This is a genomic window from uncultured Pseudomonas sp., from assembly GCF_943846705.1.
Classification (GTDB): Bacteria; Pseudomonadota; Gammaproteobacteria; order Pseudomonadales; family Pseudomonadaceae; genus Aquipseudomonas.
In genome coordinates this window covers 1,340,635-1,355,050 of sequence record NZ_OX044366.1, presented here as the reverse complement: position 1 = coordinate 1,355,050, position 14,416 = coordinate 1,340,635, and the positions used below count along the sequence as shown (strand labels likewise).

At 61.0% G+C, this 14,416-nt stretch carries 15 protein-coding genes; 10 read left to right on the top strand and 5 right to left on the bottom strand.

Features of this window, described 5'->3' with window-relative positions:
* Positions 1-86: 86 nt before the first annotated feature.
* The 3 genes from Q0V31_RS06485 (at position 87) to Q0V31_RS06475 (ending at position 3,004) form a co-directional block, all read left to right on the top strand.
* Positions 87-632, top strand: coding sequence for a TRAP transporter small permease subunit (locus tag Q0V31_RS06485; protein WP_298185852.1), 546 nt, complete (start codon positions 87-89; stop codon positions 630-632).
* Positions 625-2,001 (top strand): TRAP transporter large permease subunit, encoded by a 1,377-nt coding sequence (locus Q0V31_RS06480; protein WP_298185849.1) that lies wholly within the window; start codon positions 625-627, stop codon positions 1,999-2,001. The genes Q0V31_RS06485 and Q0V31_RS06480 overlap by 8 nt, the downstream gene beginning before the upstream one ends.
* Before the next feature lie 103 nt (positions 2,002-2,104).
* Complete coding sequence (locus Q0V31_RS06475) at positions 2,105-3,004, top strand: D-hexose-6-phosphate mutarotase (RefSeq protein ID WP_298185847.1); 900 nt, start codon at positions 2,105-2,107, stop codon at positions 3,002-3,004.
* Positions 3,005-3,012: 8 nt separating this feature from the next.
* Here Q0V31_RS06475 and Q0V31_RS06470 read toward each other — a convergent pair whose 3' ends face one another.
* The 4 genes from Q0V31_RS06470 to purE form a co-directional block, all read right to left on the bottom strand.
* On the bottom strand, positions 3,013-3,546 hold the full coding sequence (locus Q0V31_RS06470; RefSeq protein WP_298185845.1) for a DUF3299 domain-containing protein: 534 nt from the start codon (positions 3,544-3,546) through the stop codon (positions 3,013-3,015).
* 33 nt (positions 3,547-3,579) lie between these two features.
* Entirely contained in the window at positions 3,580-3,825 is a 246-nt protein-coding gene (locus tag Q0V31_RS06465) for a GlsB/YeaQ/YmgE family stress response membrane protein (RefSeq protein WP_298185842.1), read from the bottom strand.
* 114 nt (positions 3,826-3,939) lie between these two features.
* Entirely contained in the window at positions 3,940-5,025 is a 1,086-nt protein-coding gene (locus Q0V31_RS06460) for a 5-(carboxyamino)imidazole ribonucleotide synthase (RefSeq protein WP_298185839.1), read from the bottom strand.
* Between the two features lie 3 nt (positions 5,026-5,028).
* Entirely contained in the window at positions 5,029-5,520 is a 492-nt protein-coding gene (gene purE, locus Q0V31_RS06455; RefSeq protein ID WP_298185836.1) for a 5-(carboxyamino)imidazole ribonucleotide mutase, read from the bottom strand.
* Positions 5,521-5,882: 362 nt separating this feature from the next.
* Here purE and Q0V31_RS06450 point away from each other — a divergent pair, with 362 nt between their 5' ends.
* The 4 genes from Q0V31_RS06450 (at position 5,883) to Q0V31_RS06435 (ending at position 10,089) form a co-directional block, all read left to right on the top strand.
* Complete coding sequence (locus Q0V31_RS06450; RefSeq protein WP_298185834.1) at positions 5,883-6,875, top strand: AraC family transcriptional regulator; 993 nt, start codon at positions 5,883-5,885, stop codon at positions 6,873-6,875.
* Positions 6,876-7,063: 188 nt separating this feature from the next.
* A complete protein-coding gene (locus tag Q0V31_RS06445) occupies positions 7,064-8,092 on the top strand; it encodes a histone deacetylase family protein (protein ID WP_298185832.1) in 1,029 nt (342 codons plus the stop codon).
* Positions 8,093-8,123: 31 nt separating this feature from the next.
* The gene (locus Q0V31_RS06440; protein ID WP_298185830.1) at positions 8,124-9,236 is read left to right on the top strand and encodes a polyamine ABC transporter substrate-binding protein; all 1,113 of its coding nucleotides are present in this window, start codon (positions 8,124-8,126) and stop codon (positions 9,234-9,236) included.
* A 130-nt stretch (positions 9,237-9,366) separates the two neighbouring features.
* Positions 9,367-10,089, top strand: a complete 723-nt coding sequence (locus tag Q0V31_RS06435) for a TorF family putative porin (RefSeq protein WP_298190934.1) — start codon at positions 9,367-9,369, stop codon at positions 10,087-10,089.
* 98 nt (positions 10,090-10,187) lie between these two features.
* Here the strand turns inward: Q0V31_RS06435 and Q0V31_RS06430 are convergent, their stop codons facing one another.
* Complete coding sequence (locus Q0V31_RS06430) at positions 10,188-11,090, bottom strand: LysR substrate-binding domain-containing protein (RefSeq protein ID WP_298185828.1); 903 nt, start codon at positions 11,088-11,090, stop codon at positions 10,188-10,190.
* A gap of 249 nt (positions 11,091-11,339) precedes the next feature.
* Between Q0V31_RS06430 and aspA the strand changes: the two genes are divergently transcribed.
* From aspA to Q0V31_RS06415, 3 genes are all read left to right on the top strand, one after another.
* The gene (gene aspA / locus Q0V31_RS06425; protein WP_298185826.1) at positions 11,340-12,764 is read left to right on the top strand and encodes an aspartate ammonia-lyase; all 1,425 of its coding nucleotides are present in this window, start codon (positions 11,340-11,342) and stop codon (positions 12,762-12,764) included.
* Between the two features lie 15 nt (positions 12,765-12,779).
* Positions 12,780-12,947 (top strand): hypothetical protein, encoded by a 168-nt coding sequence (locus Q0V31_RS06420; RefSeq protein WP_298185822.1) that lies wholly within the window; start codon positions 12,780-12,782, stop codon positions 12,945-12,947.
* 166 nt (positions 12,948-13,113) lie between these two features.
* Positions 13,114-14,367: a dicarboxylate/amino acid:cation symporter gene (locus Q0V31_RS06415; RefSeq protein WP_298185819.1), complete on the top strand. Its 1,254-nt coding sequence runs from the start codon at positions 13,114-13,116 to the stop codon at positions 14,365-14,367.
* Positions 14,368-14,416: the final 49 nt, after the last annotated feature.

Below are 14,416 nucleotides of genomic sequence, written 5' to 3'. Positions count from 1 at the left end.
TTGTAATGCCATTGCCGCACATACCCAGGCCTGCATAGAATCGCCGGCCTGCCTGCTCACAAAGCTCATAACCATAAGGACTTATGATGTCCGAAAAACCTCCCCTGCTGCTCGGCCTTGCTCATCTGATCGACTCACTCAATAGCAACTTAGGTAAAGCCTGCGCCTGGCTGACCCTGTTTTTGGTGATCGGCACCGCCATCGTGGTGGTGCTGCGTTACGGTTTTGGTATCGGCGCGACCGCCTTACAGGAAGCCGTTTTGTACGCTCACGCCTTAGTGTTCATGGGTGCTAGCGCCTGGGTGTTGCAGCGCAACGGCCATGTGCGCGTCGACATCTTCTACCAGAAATTCAGCCCCCGCCGTAAAGCCCTGGTCGACAGCCTGGGTACGCTGTTTTTTCTCCTGCCGGTCTGCCTGTTTCTCGGCTGGGCCAGCTGGGATTACGTCGGTAACGCCTGGGCGACCCTGGAAGGCTCCAGCGAGTCGGGCGGCCTTAAATTCGTCTACCTGCAGAAGAGCATCATCTTGGTGCTGGTCTTCAGCCTGGTCTTACAAGGCATCGCCGACTTGATCAAATTTGCCAATATCCTCAGCGGCCGCTTGCCAGCCGAGGAGGTGCCGCATGGCTGAGTTAATGGCTATTCTGCTGTTTATCAGCATTTGCGCAGCCCTGATGGCCGGTTACCCGGTGGCCTTCACCCTGGGGGGCGTGTCGCTGTTGTTTGCTGGCATCGGCATCCTCACCGGCACCTTCGATGGTAGCTACCTGAGCGCCCTGCCCAACCGCCTGTTCGGCATCATGAACAACCAGACCATGCTGGCGGTGCCGCTGTTCGTGTTTATGGGGGTGATGCTGGAGAAATCCCGGGTCGCCGAGGACCTGCTGGAGTCCATGTCACGGCTGTTCGGCACCCTGCGTGGCGGCCTGGCGATTTCCGTGTGTGTGGTCGGTGCGCTACTCGCCGCCTCTACCGGGATTGTCGGCGCCACTGTGGTGACCATGGGCTTGCTGGCCCTGCCAACCATGCTGCGGCGCGGTTATGACCCGGCGATTTCCACCGGTACCCTGGCCGCCACCGGCACCTTGGGGCAGATCATTCCGCCGTCCATTGTCTTGGTACTGCTGGGTGACGTGATGTCCAGCGCCTACTCTCAGGCGCAGCTGAAGATGGGCATCTTCTCGCCGAAAACCGTTTCGGTGGGCGACCTGTTCGTCGGTGCGCTAATCCCCGGCTTACTGCTGGTCGGCATGTACATTCTCTACATCATCGCCGTGGCAATTTTGCAGCCGAAGAAGCTGCCGGCATTGCCGCAGGAAGAGCTCGGACCGATTGAGTGGGGCAAGCTGATCAACGCCCTGGTACCGCCGCTGCTGTTGATCGGCGCGGTGCTCGGCTCGATTCTCGCCGGTTACGCTACACCGACTGAAGCGGCCGCGCTCGGCGCACTGGGCGCCATGCTGCTGGCCTTCTGCAAGGGCAAGCTGAACTTCGGCCAATTGCGTGAAGTGGCCTCTGGCACCACCGAAATCAGCGCCATGGTCTTTATGATCCTGATCGGTGCATCGCTGTTCTCCCTGGTATTCCGCGGCTTCGGCGGCGAGGCGATGATCGAGGACGTGTTCGCCCAGTTACCCGGCGGCGTGCTCGGCGCGTTCTTCCTGGTGATGGTGGTGATCTTCCTGCTCGGTTTTATCCTCGACTTTATCGAGATCACCTTCGTCGTGGTGCCGATTGTCGGCCCGGTACTGCTGGCCATGGGCCTGGACCCGGTCTGGCTCGGCGTGATGATTGCGCTGAACCTGCAGACCTCGTTCCTCACCCCGCCATTCGGCTTCGCGCTGTTCTACCTGCGTGGCGTCACCCCGGCGTCCGTGCCCACCAGCACCATCTATAAGGGTGTGCTGCCGTTTATCCTGATCCAGATCTTTCTGCTCGTGATTGCCTACCAGTTCCCTGGGCTGATCACCTGGCTGCCGGAACAGATCTACGGCAAGTAAGGTTTGCGCTCACATCAAAACGCCCGTCGCTGACGGGCGTTTTGCTTTTTGCGGGTAAGCTGAGCTCCAATAGCCTTCTTTAACTGCACCTACGAGTACGCCGATGGCCAGATCCCATGTTGAACGCCTTGAACTGGACGAACTGACCTGCTGGCGCGTGCGCTATGGGGCCAGCGAGCTGCTGATCAGCCAGCAGGGCGCGCAAATTCTCAGCTACCAGGAGGATGATCAGCCCCCACTGATCTGGCTGAGCGAGCAAGCCGCCTACCGCCGCGGCCAAGGCGTACGTGGCGGCGTGCCGGTGTGCTGGCCGTGGTTCGGTAACCTGCAACGCAATCCACAGGCCGTGCAAGACATGCACGCGCAACCTGCCACGGCCCCCGCCCATGGCCTGGTACGGAGCATGGATTGGCAACTGCAGGACATCGACAGCCAAGAGCATGGCATCTGCCTGGACTTTGCCTTCAACACGCGCAATCAGCCGCTAACCGACTGGCCACATGCCGCCGAACTGCATCTGCGTATACGCCTGGATGAGCGCCTGCATATCGAATTGCACAGCCACAACCTAGGCGATACGCCACTGGCAATCAGCCAGGCGCTGCACAGCTACTTTGCCGTCAGCGACATTCGCCACGTCAGCGTCGAAGGCCTGCATGGCTGTCGTTACCTCGAAACCCTGGAAGACTGGCAAACTCGCCAACAGTACGGCGCGTTGGATTTCAGCGGCGAGACCGACCGCATCTACCTGGACACTCCAGCGCAACTGAGCATCCTTGATCGCGCCTGGCAGCGGCGCATCCAGCTGCACAGCAGCGGCTCAAAGTCGGCCGTGCTGTGGAACCCCTGGATAGACAAAGCCCAACGCCTCTCACAATTCACCGCCGATGCCTGGCAGGGCATGCTGTGTATCGAGCACGCCAACGTGATGGACGATATCTGCCTATTGGCTGCGGGTGAACAGCGTCAGTTGAGCGTCACCATCAGCAGCCAGCCGCTATAGCGGCTGGTCTACAAATCCTCTTCCTGCACAGTCCGCACTTCTGCCGCCTGCATCGCATAGGCCGCATCCGCCAGTTCGTTGTTGACCTGCTCGATCTTCAGTGTGCCGCTGACCCACAGCGGCGCGTAGATGTCTTCCAGCTCGATGCCTTGGGGGTAGCGCACCAGTACCAGCTGGTTCGGTGGTGGCGGTGGGACGTGGATGCAGGCGCCCGGGTAGGGCACCAGGAAAAACAAGGTGCTGCGGCCTTGGCTGTCGGTTTCCAGCGGCACGGGGTAGCCACCCAGGCGCAGCGCTTTGCCATTCAGGGCGGTAACGGTGTTGGTTGAGTACATCACCGCTGGCAGGTTCTTGGCCTGCTGTTTGAGGCCGCCAGGGCTGTAGAACTCGCTGTCTTGTTCTGCGCCTTGATGGTCGATTTCCGGCATGGCTTCCAATGCCGCCCGGTCTTGCGGCGGCATCAGTTCAAGCCAGTCGGTTTCCGGCAGCTCGGCACAGGCCAGGCGGCTCAACAACAACAGCGGAAGTAGCAAGTAACGCATCGGCAAGCTCATCTATGGATCAGGTAGGAACCTTCAGTCCTTTTTCACTGCGGCATAAATGATCAGCAACACCACAGCCCCCACTACAGCGCCAATAAAGCCGGCAGACTCGCCGACCTTATAAATACCCAGCGCCTGGCCACCGTAGGTCGCGGCGATTGAACCACCGATACCCAGCAGGATGGTCATGATCCAGCCCATGCCGTCGTTGCCGGGTTTGAGGAAGCGGGCGATCAGGCCGACGATCAGGCCGATAAAGATGATGCCGATAATGCTCATGGCGAATTGCTCCAGGTCAGTTGCGGGTCAGCCATAGTGGCGTTAGGCAATCAGATGGTATTCGCGCGGCAAGGTTCAATCTGACGCCGCCACCAGGGCGGCGTCTGGCTGTACTCAGCTCTTGGCGATCAGCGCTTCGACGGCGGCAATCTGCTTGTCCAGCGTGGCGCGATCGGCGCAGCGCAGGGTGGCGTGGCCAACCTTGCGCCCGACCTTGAAGGCCTTGCCGTAGTGATGCAGGCGGCAGTCGTCGATGGCGATAACCTGCTCCACCGGCGGTACCACACCGAGGAAGTTGAGCATGGCGCTCTCGCCGATCTTCGCCGTCGAGCCCAGCGGCAGGCCGGCAACGGCGCGCAGGTGGTTCTCGAACTGGCTGCACTCGGCACCTTCGATGGTCCAGTGCCCGGAGTTGTGCACGCGCGGGGCGATTTCGTTGGCTTTCAGGCCGCCGTCGACCTCGAAGAACTCAAACGCCAGCACGCCGACGTAGTCGAGCTTGCTCAGCACGCGGCTGACGTAGTCTTCGGCCAACGCCTGCAACGGATGATCGCTGCTGGCAATGGACAGCGCCAGCACACCGCCGTCGTGGCGGTTGTGCACCAACGGGTAGAAGCGCGTTTCGCCATCACGGGCGCGCACCGCGACCAGCGATACCTCGCCAGTGAAGGGCACGAAGCCTTCAAGGATGCAGGGCACGCTGCCCAGCTCAGCGAAAGCGCCGACAACATCGGCCGGCGCACGCATGACCTTCTGGCCCTTGCCGTCGTAACCCAGGGTACGGGTCTTCATCACTGCGGGTAGACCAATTGCCGCCACAGCGGCATCCAGGTCGGCCTGCGACTGGATATCGGCGAAATCCGGGGTGGGGATGCCGAGGTCCTTGAACATCGACTTTTCAAACCAGCGATCACGGGCGATACGCAGGGCTTCGGCGCTCGGGTAAACCGGCACGAACTGCGAGAGGAAGGCCACGGTCTCGGCCGGTACGCTCTCGAATTCAAAGGTCACCAAGTCGACTTCGTCAGCCAGCTGACGCAAGTGATCCTGATCGCCATAATCGGCGCGGATGTGTTCACCCAACGCTTGCGCACAGGCATCTGGCGCAGGGTCGAGAAAGGCGAAATTCATCCCCAGCGGAGTGCCTGCCAGGGCCAACATGCGACCCAGTTGGCCGCCACCGATTACGCCGATTTTCATGGGTTAGGCCTCACGCGGGTCCGGGTTGTCCAGCACGGTTTCGGTCTGTTCCTGACGGAACTGCTTAAGCGCCGCGTGAAACTGCGGGTGCTGGTGACCGATGATGCTCGCCGCGAGCAGCGCAGCGTTGACCGCGCCGGCTTTGCCGATGGCCAGAGTAGCGACCGGAATACCGGCCGGCATCTGCACGATCGACAGCAGCGAATCGACGCCCGAAAGCACGGCTGACTGCACCGGTACACCAAGTACTGGCAGGTGGGTCTTGGCCGCACACATGCCCGGCAGGTGCGCCGCGCCGCCGGCACCGGCGATGATCACCTGAATGCCACGCTCGTCAGCCTGCTCGGCATACTGGAACAGCAGGTCCGGGGTGCGGTGGGCGGAAACCACCTTCACTTCGTACGGAATGCCCAGCTTGTCCAGCATATCGGCGGTGTGGCTAAGGGTGGACCAATCGGACTTGGAGCCCATGATCACGCCAACCAGTGCGCTCATCGTCGTGCCTCTTCTCAATTGCGCCTGCTGGCGCGACAAAAACCAACAAGCCACGCGGGAAAACCGGCGTGGCTTGTGTGCGAATTCCGACCGGTGCGACCGGCCAAAGGCCGCGCAGTATACCGTAAAGCCTGCGCAGGCGGGCACCCCGGAGCGCCGTTTGTCGAGGCCTACTCCAACAGGGCCTCGGCCAGCATGCTGGGTAATCACCTTGGTCGTTTCGGCCAAGATCAGACTTAGCCGGCCTAGCGGCGCGCAACCGCTCGACGGGCCACCTTACGTATAGCTTCGATGGCGCGAAAGCCGCCAACGGCATAGTTCTTGCCTTGCTCAGAGCACTCTAAGCAGTTGCGGTCGACCTGATGTTGCATGCCCACCTGACCACCCTGCATGTGGTCTCACAAATTCTCGAAATATTTGTCCAGCAACCTGAGCTGACCGAGCAACTCATGGCCGGCAGCGGCATTACTGCGGCCGATCTAGCCTGCGCCGATACGCGCATCACCCGCACTCAAGAACTACAGGTATGCGCCAACGCCCTGAATGAACGTAGCGACCTCGGCCTGGAATTGGGCCGGCGCATGCATGTGTCGGCGTATGGCATGGTCGGTTACGCCGCCCTATCAAGCGCCACCTTTGGTGACGCTTGGCAGCTGATGCTGCAGTACCCGGCGTTACTCGGCACCTACTTCAAGCTGGATTTGCTGATTGAAGGCGAACTGGCGTGGGTCTGCGCCAGTGATTACCAGCACCGCCCGGAGCTGGAGGTGTTCAACCTGGAAATGTGCCTGGCGTCACTCAAGCTGATGTGTGACGACCTGCTCGGCCAAGCGCTGCCGTTGAGCGCTGCGCAGTTCCGCCATCACGAGCCTGATTACAGCGCGCACTACGCCAACAGCTTTGCCTGCCCACTGCAGTTCAATGCCGAGCGCAACGCCTTCGCCTTCCCCGCCAACTGGCTCGCACAAGCTTTACCGCTAGCCGATGCGGTGACCCATCGCGAAATGCTCAGCCGGTGCCGCAAACAAAACACCGAGTTCGCCACCCGCCAAGCCTGGCTGGGGCGTATTCGCCAACTGCTCAGCGAGCAGCTCAGCGCACCTCCCGGCCTGGAACAGCTGGCGCAACAGATGCACTGTTCGCCGCGCACCCTGCGCCGGCACTTGCAGGCGCTCGGCACGCACTACCAAGAGCTGCTCGACGAACTGCGCTTTGAACAGGCCAAGACCCTGCTCGGCGAAGAAGACTGGCCCATTTGCCGCATCGCCGAACACCTGGGCTTTAGTGAAACCGCCAGCTTCCGCCATGCCTTCCAGCGCTGGAGCGGCGTCGCGCCCAGCCGCTTCCGTGCCTAGCCAATCATTAACGGCGCTTGGCGATCCAGGCTGGGTTAGATCGTTTCGCCGCTAACCCGGCCGCCACAGACTGCACCGGCCGGAAAATTTGGCCACTTTGATCCCCTTTTGGCCGTTGTCAGCGTTCAATCGCAACCCATTAACTGCGAACAATGGGGACAAGAACAACAAGCCTGGGAGCCACCTGCATGCTGACCTTTTACAGCGACGACCATCACCTGCACCACGGCAGCTGCGAGCTAATCGACGGCCAGTTGATGCCTTGCTTCGAAAAGCCGCAACGCGCCGACCACATCCTGCAACGGGTCAAGAATCGCCAGCTGGGCGAAATCCACGCACCAAAAGACTTCGGCCGCGCACCTATCGAACGCATTCATAGCGCCGCTTACCTGGACTTCTTCAAGGGCGCCTGGGATCGCTGGCAAGCACAGAACGGCAATGGCGATCTGCTGCCCTTCACCTGGCCGGCGCGTACCCTGCGGCCGGTGATCCCCACCGACCTGCACGGCCAGCTGGGCTATTACAGCTTTGACGGCGGCGCGCCGATCACCGCCGGCACCTGGCAAGCCGCGTACAGCGCCGCGCAAGTAGCGCTCAGCGCACAACAGGAAATTGCCAACGGTGCGTACAGTGCGTTTGCCCTGTGCCGTCCGCCCGGCCATCACGCCGCCGGCGAGTTGATGGGCGGCTACTGCTACCTGAATAACGCCGCCATTGCCGCCCAGGCCTTTCTTGATCAGGGCAAACAACGCGTGGCCATTCTCGATGTCGACTACCACCACGGCAACGGCACGCAGGACATTTTCTATTCGCGCAGCGATGTGCTGTTCACCTCGATTCACGGTGATCCTGCTGAAGAGTTTCCGTTCTTCCTCGGCTACAGCGATGAGCGCGGTGAAGGGGCTGGTGAGGGCTATAACTTCAACTATCCACTGCCCATGGGCAGTCCCTGGGAGGTGTGGAGCGCAGCGCTGGATCAAGCCTGCCAGCGCATCAGTGAATACGACGCCGAGGTTATCGTCGTCTCACTGGGTGTGGACACCTTCAAGGACGACCCGATTTCCCAGTTCAAACTCGACAGCCCGGATTACCTGGCCATCGGCCGGCGCATTGCCGCCCTGGGTAAACCGACGCTGTTCGTCATGGAAGGCGGCTACGCCGTTGAGGCCATCGGCGTGAATGCCGTGAATGTTCTGGAAGGCTTCGAGGGCGCTTAAGCCCTCCCCCAAACAACCAGAGGTGATCATTATGAAAACAATTAAACACCTGCTCGCCGGCGCCATCTGCAGCGCCACTTTATTCACCTGTGCTGCACAAGCCGCAACAGCCGAGCCGCAACGCGAACTGCGCGTGTACAACTGGGCCGACTATATGCTGCCCTCGGTGCCCAAGGACTTTGCCGCCGACACCGGGATCAAGCTGACCTGGGACGTGTTCGACACCAACGAAGGCCTGGAAGCCAAGCTGCTCACCGGCAACTCGGGGTACGACCTGGTGGTGCCGACCAACACCTTCCTCGACAACGAAATCAAAGCCGGGGTGTTCCAGAAGCTGGATAAAGCCCAGCTGCCCAACTGGAAAAACCTCGACCCCGGCCTGCTGCAACTGATGACCGCCAACGACCCCGGCAACCAGTACGCCGTGCCTTATATGTACGGCACCGTGTTGATCGGTTTCAACCCGGACAAGGTCAAAGACGTACTCGGCGCCGATGCCCCGGTGGACAGCTGGGACCTGATCTTCAAAGAAGAGAACCTCAGCAAGCTCAAGCAGTGCGGCGTGGCCATGCTCGACTCACCCGGCGACATCCTGCCAATAGCCCTGCACTACCTGGGCCTTGACCCCAACAGCACCAAGCCGGATGACTACAAGAAAGCCACCGAGCTAATGCTGAAAGTTCGCCCCCACGTCGCCTACTTCCACTCGGCCAAATACATGACCGATATCGCCAACGGCAACATCTGCGTGGCCATCGGTTACTCCGGCAGCTTCTACCAATTCGCTAACCGCGCCAAAGAAGCGGGCAACGGTGTAGTGGTCGATTGGCGCTTGCCGAAGGAAGGCGCGCCACTGTGGTTTGACTCCTTCGCCATTCCGAAAAGCGCACAGAACGTCACTGAAGCCCACGAGTTCCTCAACAACTTGCTCGACCCAAAAGTCGTCGCGCCAATCAGTGACTTCCTCGGCTACCCCAACCCGAATAAGGCAGGCATGCCGCTGGTAGGCCCGGAGATTCGCGACAACCCCGGCCTCACCCCAACCGCCGAAGCGCAAAAGACCCTCTACGTGCTGCAACCGCTGCCGCAGAAGATCGAACGCATCCGCACCCGCGCCTGGAACACCATCAAGTCCGGCACCTGATCCGCCGCTAACCTTGGGCGGGCCAACTCCGCCCCCTCCGTACCACCGCACTCACGCCACCAGCCCATAGGGCTGGCGCGCGCTGAGCTGTGCCTGAAAAACAATAAAAGGAATTCAACTCTTGCCACCTATCCGTCAATTCGCCCTGATCAGCCTGCTCCTCAGCCCACTGAGCCCGGCAGTGGCCGTCGAACTCAACGACCAGTTGGACCTCAGCCTGAATGTCACCGCGCTGAGCGACTACCGCTCGCGTGGCCAATCACAAACCCTCGGCGACCCAGCCTTGCAGGCGTCGGCCACCCTGGCCCACAGCAATGGTCTGTACCTGGGTGCTTGGACTTCCAATGTCGATTTTGGCTTCGACTACAAAGCCCGTCAGGAAGTCGATTATTACGCCGGCTACTACTGGCAAATGAGCGCCGATGTCAGCCTGGACATGGGTTATGTGCACTACAGCTACCCACGCCAGAGCAATTTCAACTTCGCCGAGACCTACGGTATTTTGAGTGCCTACGGGGTCAGCCTGGGCCTGCAGTATGCCGACGATTTCACCGACAACCAGAGCTACCTGTGGAGCTATCTGGGCTACGCCACAACTCTGCCAGCCGACGTGGGGCTTAACCTGCGCTATGGCAAGGTGGACTACAAGGATCCCGTGCTGGTTAGCAATAGTGGCAGCAGCCGCTCCAATTACAACGAATGGGAGGTCAAGCTGGATCGCGACCTGATGGGCCTTAACTGGAGCTTGAGCTATGTCGACAGCGATATGTCCAAAGCTGAGTGCCTGAACTATCTGGGTTTCGACGATATCTGCGGCGCAGCTGTGGTGGCCGGCATCAGTAAGGATTTCTAATCGCCACTCACCTGCATCACAACGCCATAACCGGGTCTGCCTCCACAGACGGGGGCAGATTTATATTCGGCGCAAAGACGCTATGCCGCGCACAGAACTCAGCCGACCTCGCCGCTCTCCAGCTTGCGCCAGAGCAAGCGCACTGACGCCTTGCGCACCAAGGCGCAACGGTACAGGCGAATCTCCAGTGGCACCTGCCACTGTTCATTGCCGCACACCACCAGCTCACCGCGAGCCAGCTCGCCGGTCACCGACAAGCGCGGCACCCACGCCACGCCCATGCCCTGCAAGGCCATGCTTTTTAGGCTATCGGCCATCGCCGTTTCATACACCGTGGTCGAGCGCAGCCCGCGTTGGCGCAGCAACAAATTGACTGAACGGCCGAGGAACGCACCGGCGCTGTAGGCCAGCAGCGGTACGCTTTGTGCGCCGCCAAGATCGAACAGCGGCACGCCGTCTTCACCCACCGCACAGACCGGCAGCATCTCGGTGCGCCCCAGGTGCAGCGAGGGGAAAATCTCCGGATCCATTTGCAACGCGGCGTCCGGGTCGTAAAAGGCCAGGATCAGGTCACAGGCCCCGTCACGCAAAGCATGCACCGCTTCGCCGACGTTGGTGGCCACCAAGCGGGTGTTCAGCGGCAGCCCTTCCCGGCGCAGGCGGGCGATCCACTGGGGGAAAAACCCCAAGGTCAGCGAGTGCGCGGCGGCAATTTGCATCACCTCGCCTTGCTGACCTTCGAGGTTGTGCAGGTGACGCACCACCTCACCCAGTTGCTCGACGATGCTGCGCGCCGTAACCAGAAACAGCTGGCCGGACTCGGTCAACTCAACCGGCGTGCAACTGCGGTCCACCAACGTCAGGCCGAGCATGTTCTCCAGGCTGCGAATCCGTCGGCTGAACGCCGGCTGCGTGACGAAACGCTTTTGCGCCGCCTGGGAAAAGCTGCGGGTGGCGGCCAGGGTGACAAAGTCTTCCAGCCACTTACTTTCTAGATTCATCGCTCACTCCGCCATCCGGATTTAATCGCGCAAATGCTCGGCGATTCAGGGAATTTTCTCGGCAACCGCCGCGCGACCTCAGGTATCTGGCTTTAGCCTGCTTATGCGTCGACCAGGCCTAAGAGTCACAGCCACATTATGCCGATTATGCATGACCCAGCGATTAACAGCATTGGCCAGCATCAAGCCGCAGCCCCTAACCTACGGGACATCGCGGCATATGCCGCACTTCCTGAGATAGTAACCATCATGTCCGCTGCTGCATCAACTCGCCTTGAAAAAGACCTGCTCGGCAATCTCGACGTTCCCGCTGACGCCTATTACGGCATTCAGACCCTGCGCGCCGTGCAGAACTTCCGCCTGTCCGGCGTGACGCTGTCGCATTACCCGAAACTGGTGGTCGCGCTGGCCATGGTCAAGCAGGCTGCCGCCGACGCCAACCGCGAGCTGGGCCACCTGTCCGCAGCCAAGCACACGGCAATCAGCACCGCTTGCGCACGCATCATTCAGGGTGAGTTCCACGATCAGTTCGTGGTCGACATGATTCAGGGCGGGGCCGGCACCTCGACCAACATGAATGCCAACGAGGTGATCGCCAACGTCGCCCTAGAGGCCATGGGTTTCGAGAAGGGTGACTATAAGCAGCTGCACCCAAACAACGACGTGAACATGGCGCAGTCAACCAACGACGCCTACCCGACGGCCATTCGCCTCGGCCTGCTGCTGGGCCATGACAGCCTGCTCAACTCGCTGGACAAGCTGATCCAGTCGCTGTCGAAAAAGCACCTGGCGTTCAGCCACGTGCTGAAAATGGGCCGCACCCAATTGCAAGACGCCGTGCCGATGACCCTCGGCCAGGAATTCCGCGCCTACGCCACCACCCTCAGCGAAGACCTGCAGCACCTCAAGCTGCTCGCCCCGACCCTGCTCACCGAAGTGAACCTGGGTGGCACCGCGATCGGCACCGGTATCAACGCCGACCCGCAGTACCAGCTGCTGGCGGTTAAGCGCCTGGCGATCATCAGCGGTCAGCCGCTGACCCCGGCCGCCGACCTGATCGAAGCGACCTCGGACATGGGCGCGTTCGTGCTGTTCTCCGGCATGCTCAAGCGCACTGCGGTGAAGCTGTCGAAGATCTGTAACGACCTGCGCCTGCTCTCCAGCGGCCCGCGCACCGGTATTAATGAAATCAACCTGCCAGCGCGTCAGCCAGGCAGCTCGATCATGCCCGGCAAGGTCAACCCGGTGATCCCGGAAGCGGTCAACCAGGTGGCCTTCGAAGTGATTGGCAACGACTTGGCGCTGACCATGGCGGCCGAAGGTGGCCAACTGCAGCTCAACGTCATGGAGCCGCTGATCGCCTACAAGATTTTCGACTCGATCCGCCTGCTGACCCGCGCCATGGATATGCTGCGTGAGCTGTGCATCGACGGCATCACCGCCAACGAAGCACGCTGCCGTGAACTGATGGAAAACTCCATCGGCCTGATCACCGCGCTCAACCCCTACATTGGCTACGAAAACGCCACGCGCATCGCCAAGATTGCGCTGGACAGCGGCCGCGGTGTGCTGGAACTGGTGCGTGAAGAAAAGCTTCTGGATGACGCCACTCTGGACGACATCCTGCGCCCGGAAAACATGATTGCTCCACGTCTAGTCCCGCTGAAGCCTTGAGCCAGGAGAATAGTCATGCACAGTCAACCAGCGCCCCCCGGCTTTCTCGCTATTCATCCGCCTCGCCGCCTGTGGCCTAGCGTGCCGGTGTTCTACAGCCAGAGCCTGCCCGGCACCACGCAACAGTCGCCGCAGCGCGCAAAACCTGTGATCATTGCGCAACAGGTAGCGCTAGCCACCTGACACACAGAGCACGACAACGCGCCGCATCCGTAAGGATGCGGCGCGTTTTTTGTTTTAAAAACGGCATTTATGCCGCGCCTAACCCCTTTCCGCCCGAGCCTGCCGGGCAGCATCGCGCAAGGCCATAACAAACGGCCCCAGCTAATCGACAATCTGGATAATCACCATGAGTCAGAGCACCACTTCTTCCCTAAGCTTCCTGCGCCGCATGCCGCTGTGGCAGCAAATTCTCATCGGCCTCGGCCTCGGCGTACTCACCGGCGTGCTGTTGAAAACCGACGCATTGGTGCTCGCGCCCATTGGTACGCTGTTCCTCAATGCGATCAAAATGCTCATTGTGCCGCTGGTGTTCGTTTCGCTAGTGGCCGGCATTACCGCCATGAGCGACAGCGCCAAGCTCGGCCGTATCAGCGTCAAGACCATCGCCATCTATCTGGTCACCACGGCGTTTGCGGTGAGCATCGGCCTGCTCTTCGGCGCGCTGTTCACGCCCGGCGAAGGCATGAATATGCTGGCCAGCGGCACTCAGGAAGTGAAGCAGGCGCCCTCGCTGGTACAGATTCTGGTTGGCCTGGTGCCGACCAATCCGGTCAGCGCTTTTGCCGAAGGCAATATCCTGCAGATTATTGTGTTCGCCATCGCCCTGGGCGTGAGCATGAACCTGATTGGCGAGAAAGCCGCGCCAGCGGTCAAGCTGTTCGACAGCCTGGCAGAGGTGTTTTACAAGCTCACGGACTTGATCATGCGCTGCGCCCCGGTCGGCGTATTCGCCCTGATCGCCGGCGTGGTGGGTTCCCACGGCATCGAAGTGCTGCTGCCGCTGGCCGAGGTGATCGGGGTGATCTACCTGGCCAGCATCACCCATATGCTGCTGATCTATGGCGGCTTGCTGGCCCTGCTGGCGCGGCTCAGCCCGCTGCGTTTCTTCAAGGGGATTGCGCCGGCACTGGCCGTGGCGTTCAGCACCTCAAGCAGCGCCGGCACGTTGCCGATTTCGATTGAGTGCGCGCGGAAAAACCTCGGTGTATCGCAAGGTGTAGCCGGCTTCGTGCTGCCGGTGGGCGCCACCATCAATATGGATGGCACCGCCATTTACCAGGGCGTCTTGGCGCTGTTTATCGCTCAGGCGTTCGGGGTCGACCTGAACGGCGGCCAGTACCTGATGATTATCCTCACCGCCACCCTGGCCTCGGTGGGCACCGCAGGCGTACCGGGTGCCGGCTTGATCATGCTCGGCCTGGTCCTGACCTCGGTCGGCCTGCCGCTGGAAGGCGTGGCGCTGATCGCCGGTATTGATCGCATCCTCGACATGGCCCGCACCACGGTCAACGTGGCCGGCGACCTGATGACCACCACCCTGGTTGGGCGCAGCGAGAACGAACTGGATCAACGCATCTACAACAGCGACAACCCGCAGTAACCCTCGCCGCACTGGCCTTAACAGCGCCCCGTGAATCTTGCGATCACGG

What these genes read in the sequence shown, in the direction of transcription:
- Q0V31_RS06485 (WP_298185852.1), top strand. Translation starts at nt 87, where the DNA reads ATGTCCGAAAAACCTCCCCTGCTGCTCGGCCTTGCTCATCTGATCGAC.
- Q0V31_RS06480 (WP_298185849.1), top strand. Translation starts at nt 625, where the DNA reads ATGGCTGAGTTAATGGCTATTCTGCTGTTTATCAGCATTTGCGCAGCC.
- Q0V31_RS06475 (WP_298185847.1), top strand. Translation starts at nt 2,105, where the DNA reads ATGGCCAGATCCCATGTTGAACGCCTTGAACTGGACGAACTGACCTGC.
- Q0V31_RS06470 (WP_298185845.1), bottom strand. Translation starts at nt 3,546, where the DNA reads ATGCGTTACTTGCTACTTCCGCTGTTGTTGTTGAGCCGCCTGGCCTGT.
- Q0V31_RS06465 (WP_298185842.1), bottom strand. Translation starts at nt 3,825, where the DNA reads ATGAGCATTATCGGCATCATCTTTATCGGCCTGATCGTCGGCCTGATC.
- Q0V31_RS06460 (WP_298185839.1), bottom strand. Translation starts at nt 5,025, where the DNA reads ATGAAAATCGGCGTAATCGGTGGCGGCCAACTGGGTCGCATGTTGGCC.
- purE (WP_298185836.1), bottom strand. Translation starts at nt 5,520, where the DNA reads ATGAGCGCACTGGTTGGCGTGATCATGGGCTCCAAGTCCGATTGGTCC.
- Q0V31_RS06450 (WP_298185834.1), top strand. Translation starts at nt 5,883, where the DNA reads ATGTTGCATGCCCACCTGACCACCCTGCATGTGGTCTCACAAATTCTC.
- Q0V31_RS06445 (WP_298185832.1), top strand. Translation starts at nt 7,064, where the DNA reads ATGCTGACCTTTTACAGCGACGACCATCACCTGCACCACGGCAGCTGC.
- Q0V31_RS06440 (WP_298185830.1), top strand. Translation starts at nt 8,124, where the DNA reads ATGAAAACAATTAAACACCTGCTCGCCGGCGCCATCTGCAGCGCCACT.
- Q0V31_RS06430 (WP_298185828.1), bottom strand. Translation starts at nt 11,090, where the DNA reads ATGAATCTAGAAAGTAAGTGGCTGGAAGACTTTGTCACCCTGGCCGCC.
- aspA (WP_298185826.1), top strand. Translation starts at nt 11,340, where the DNA reads ATGTCCGCTGCTGCATCAACTCGCCTTGAAAAAGACCTGCTCGGCAAT.
- Q0V31_RS06420 (WP_298185822.1), top strand. Translation starts at nt 12,780, where the DNA reads ATGCACAGTCAACCAGCGCCCCCCGGCTTTCTCGCTATTCATCCGCCT.
- Q0V31_RS06415 (WP_298185819.1), top strand. Translation starts at nt 13,114, where the DNA reads ATGAGTCAGAGCACCACTTCTTCCCTAAGCTTCCTGCGCCGCATGCCG.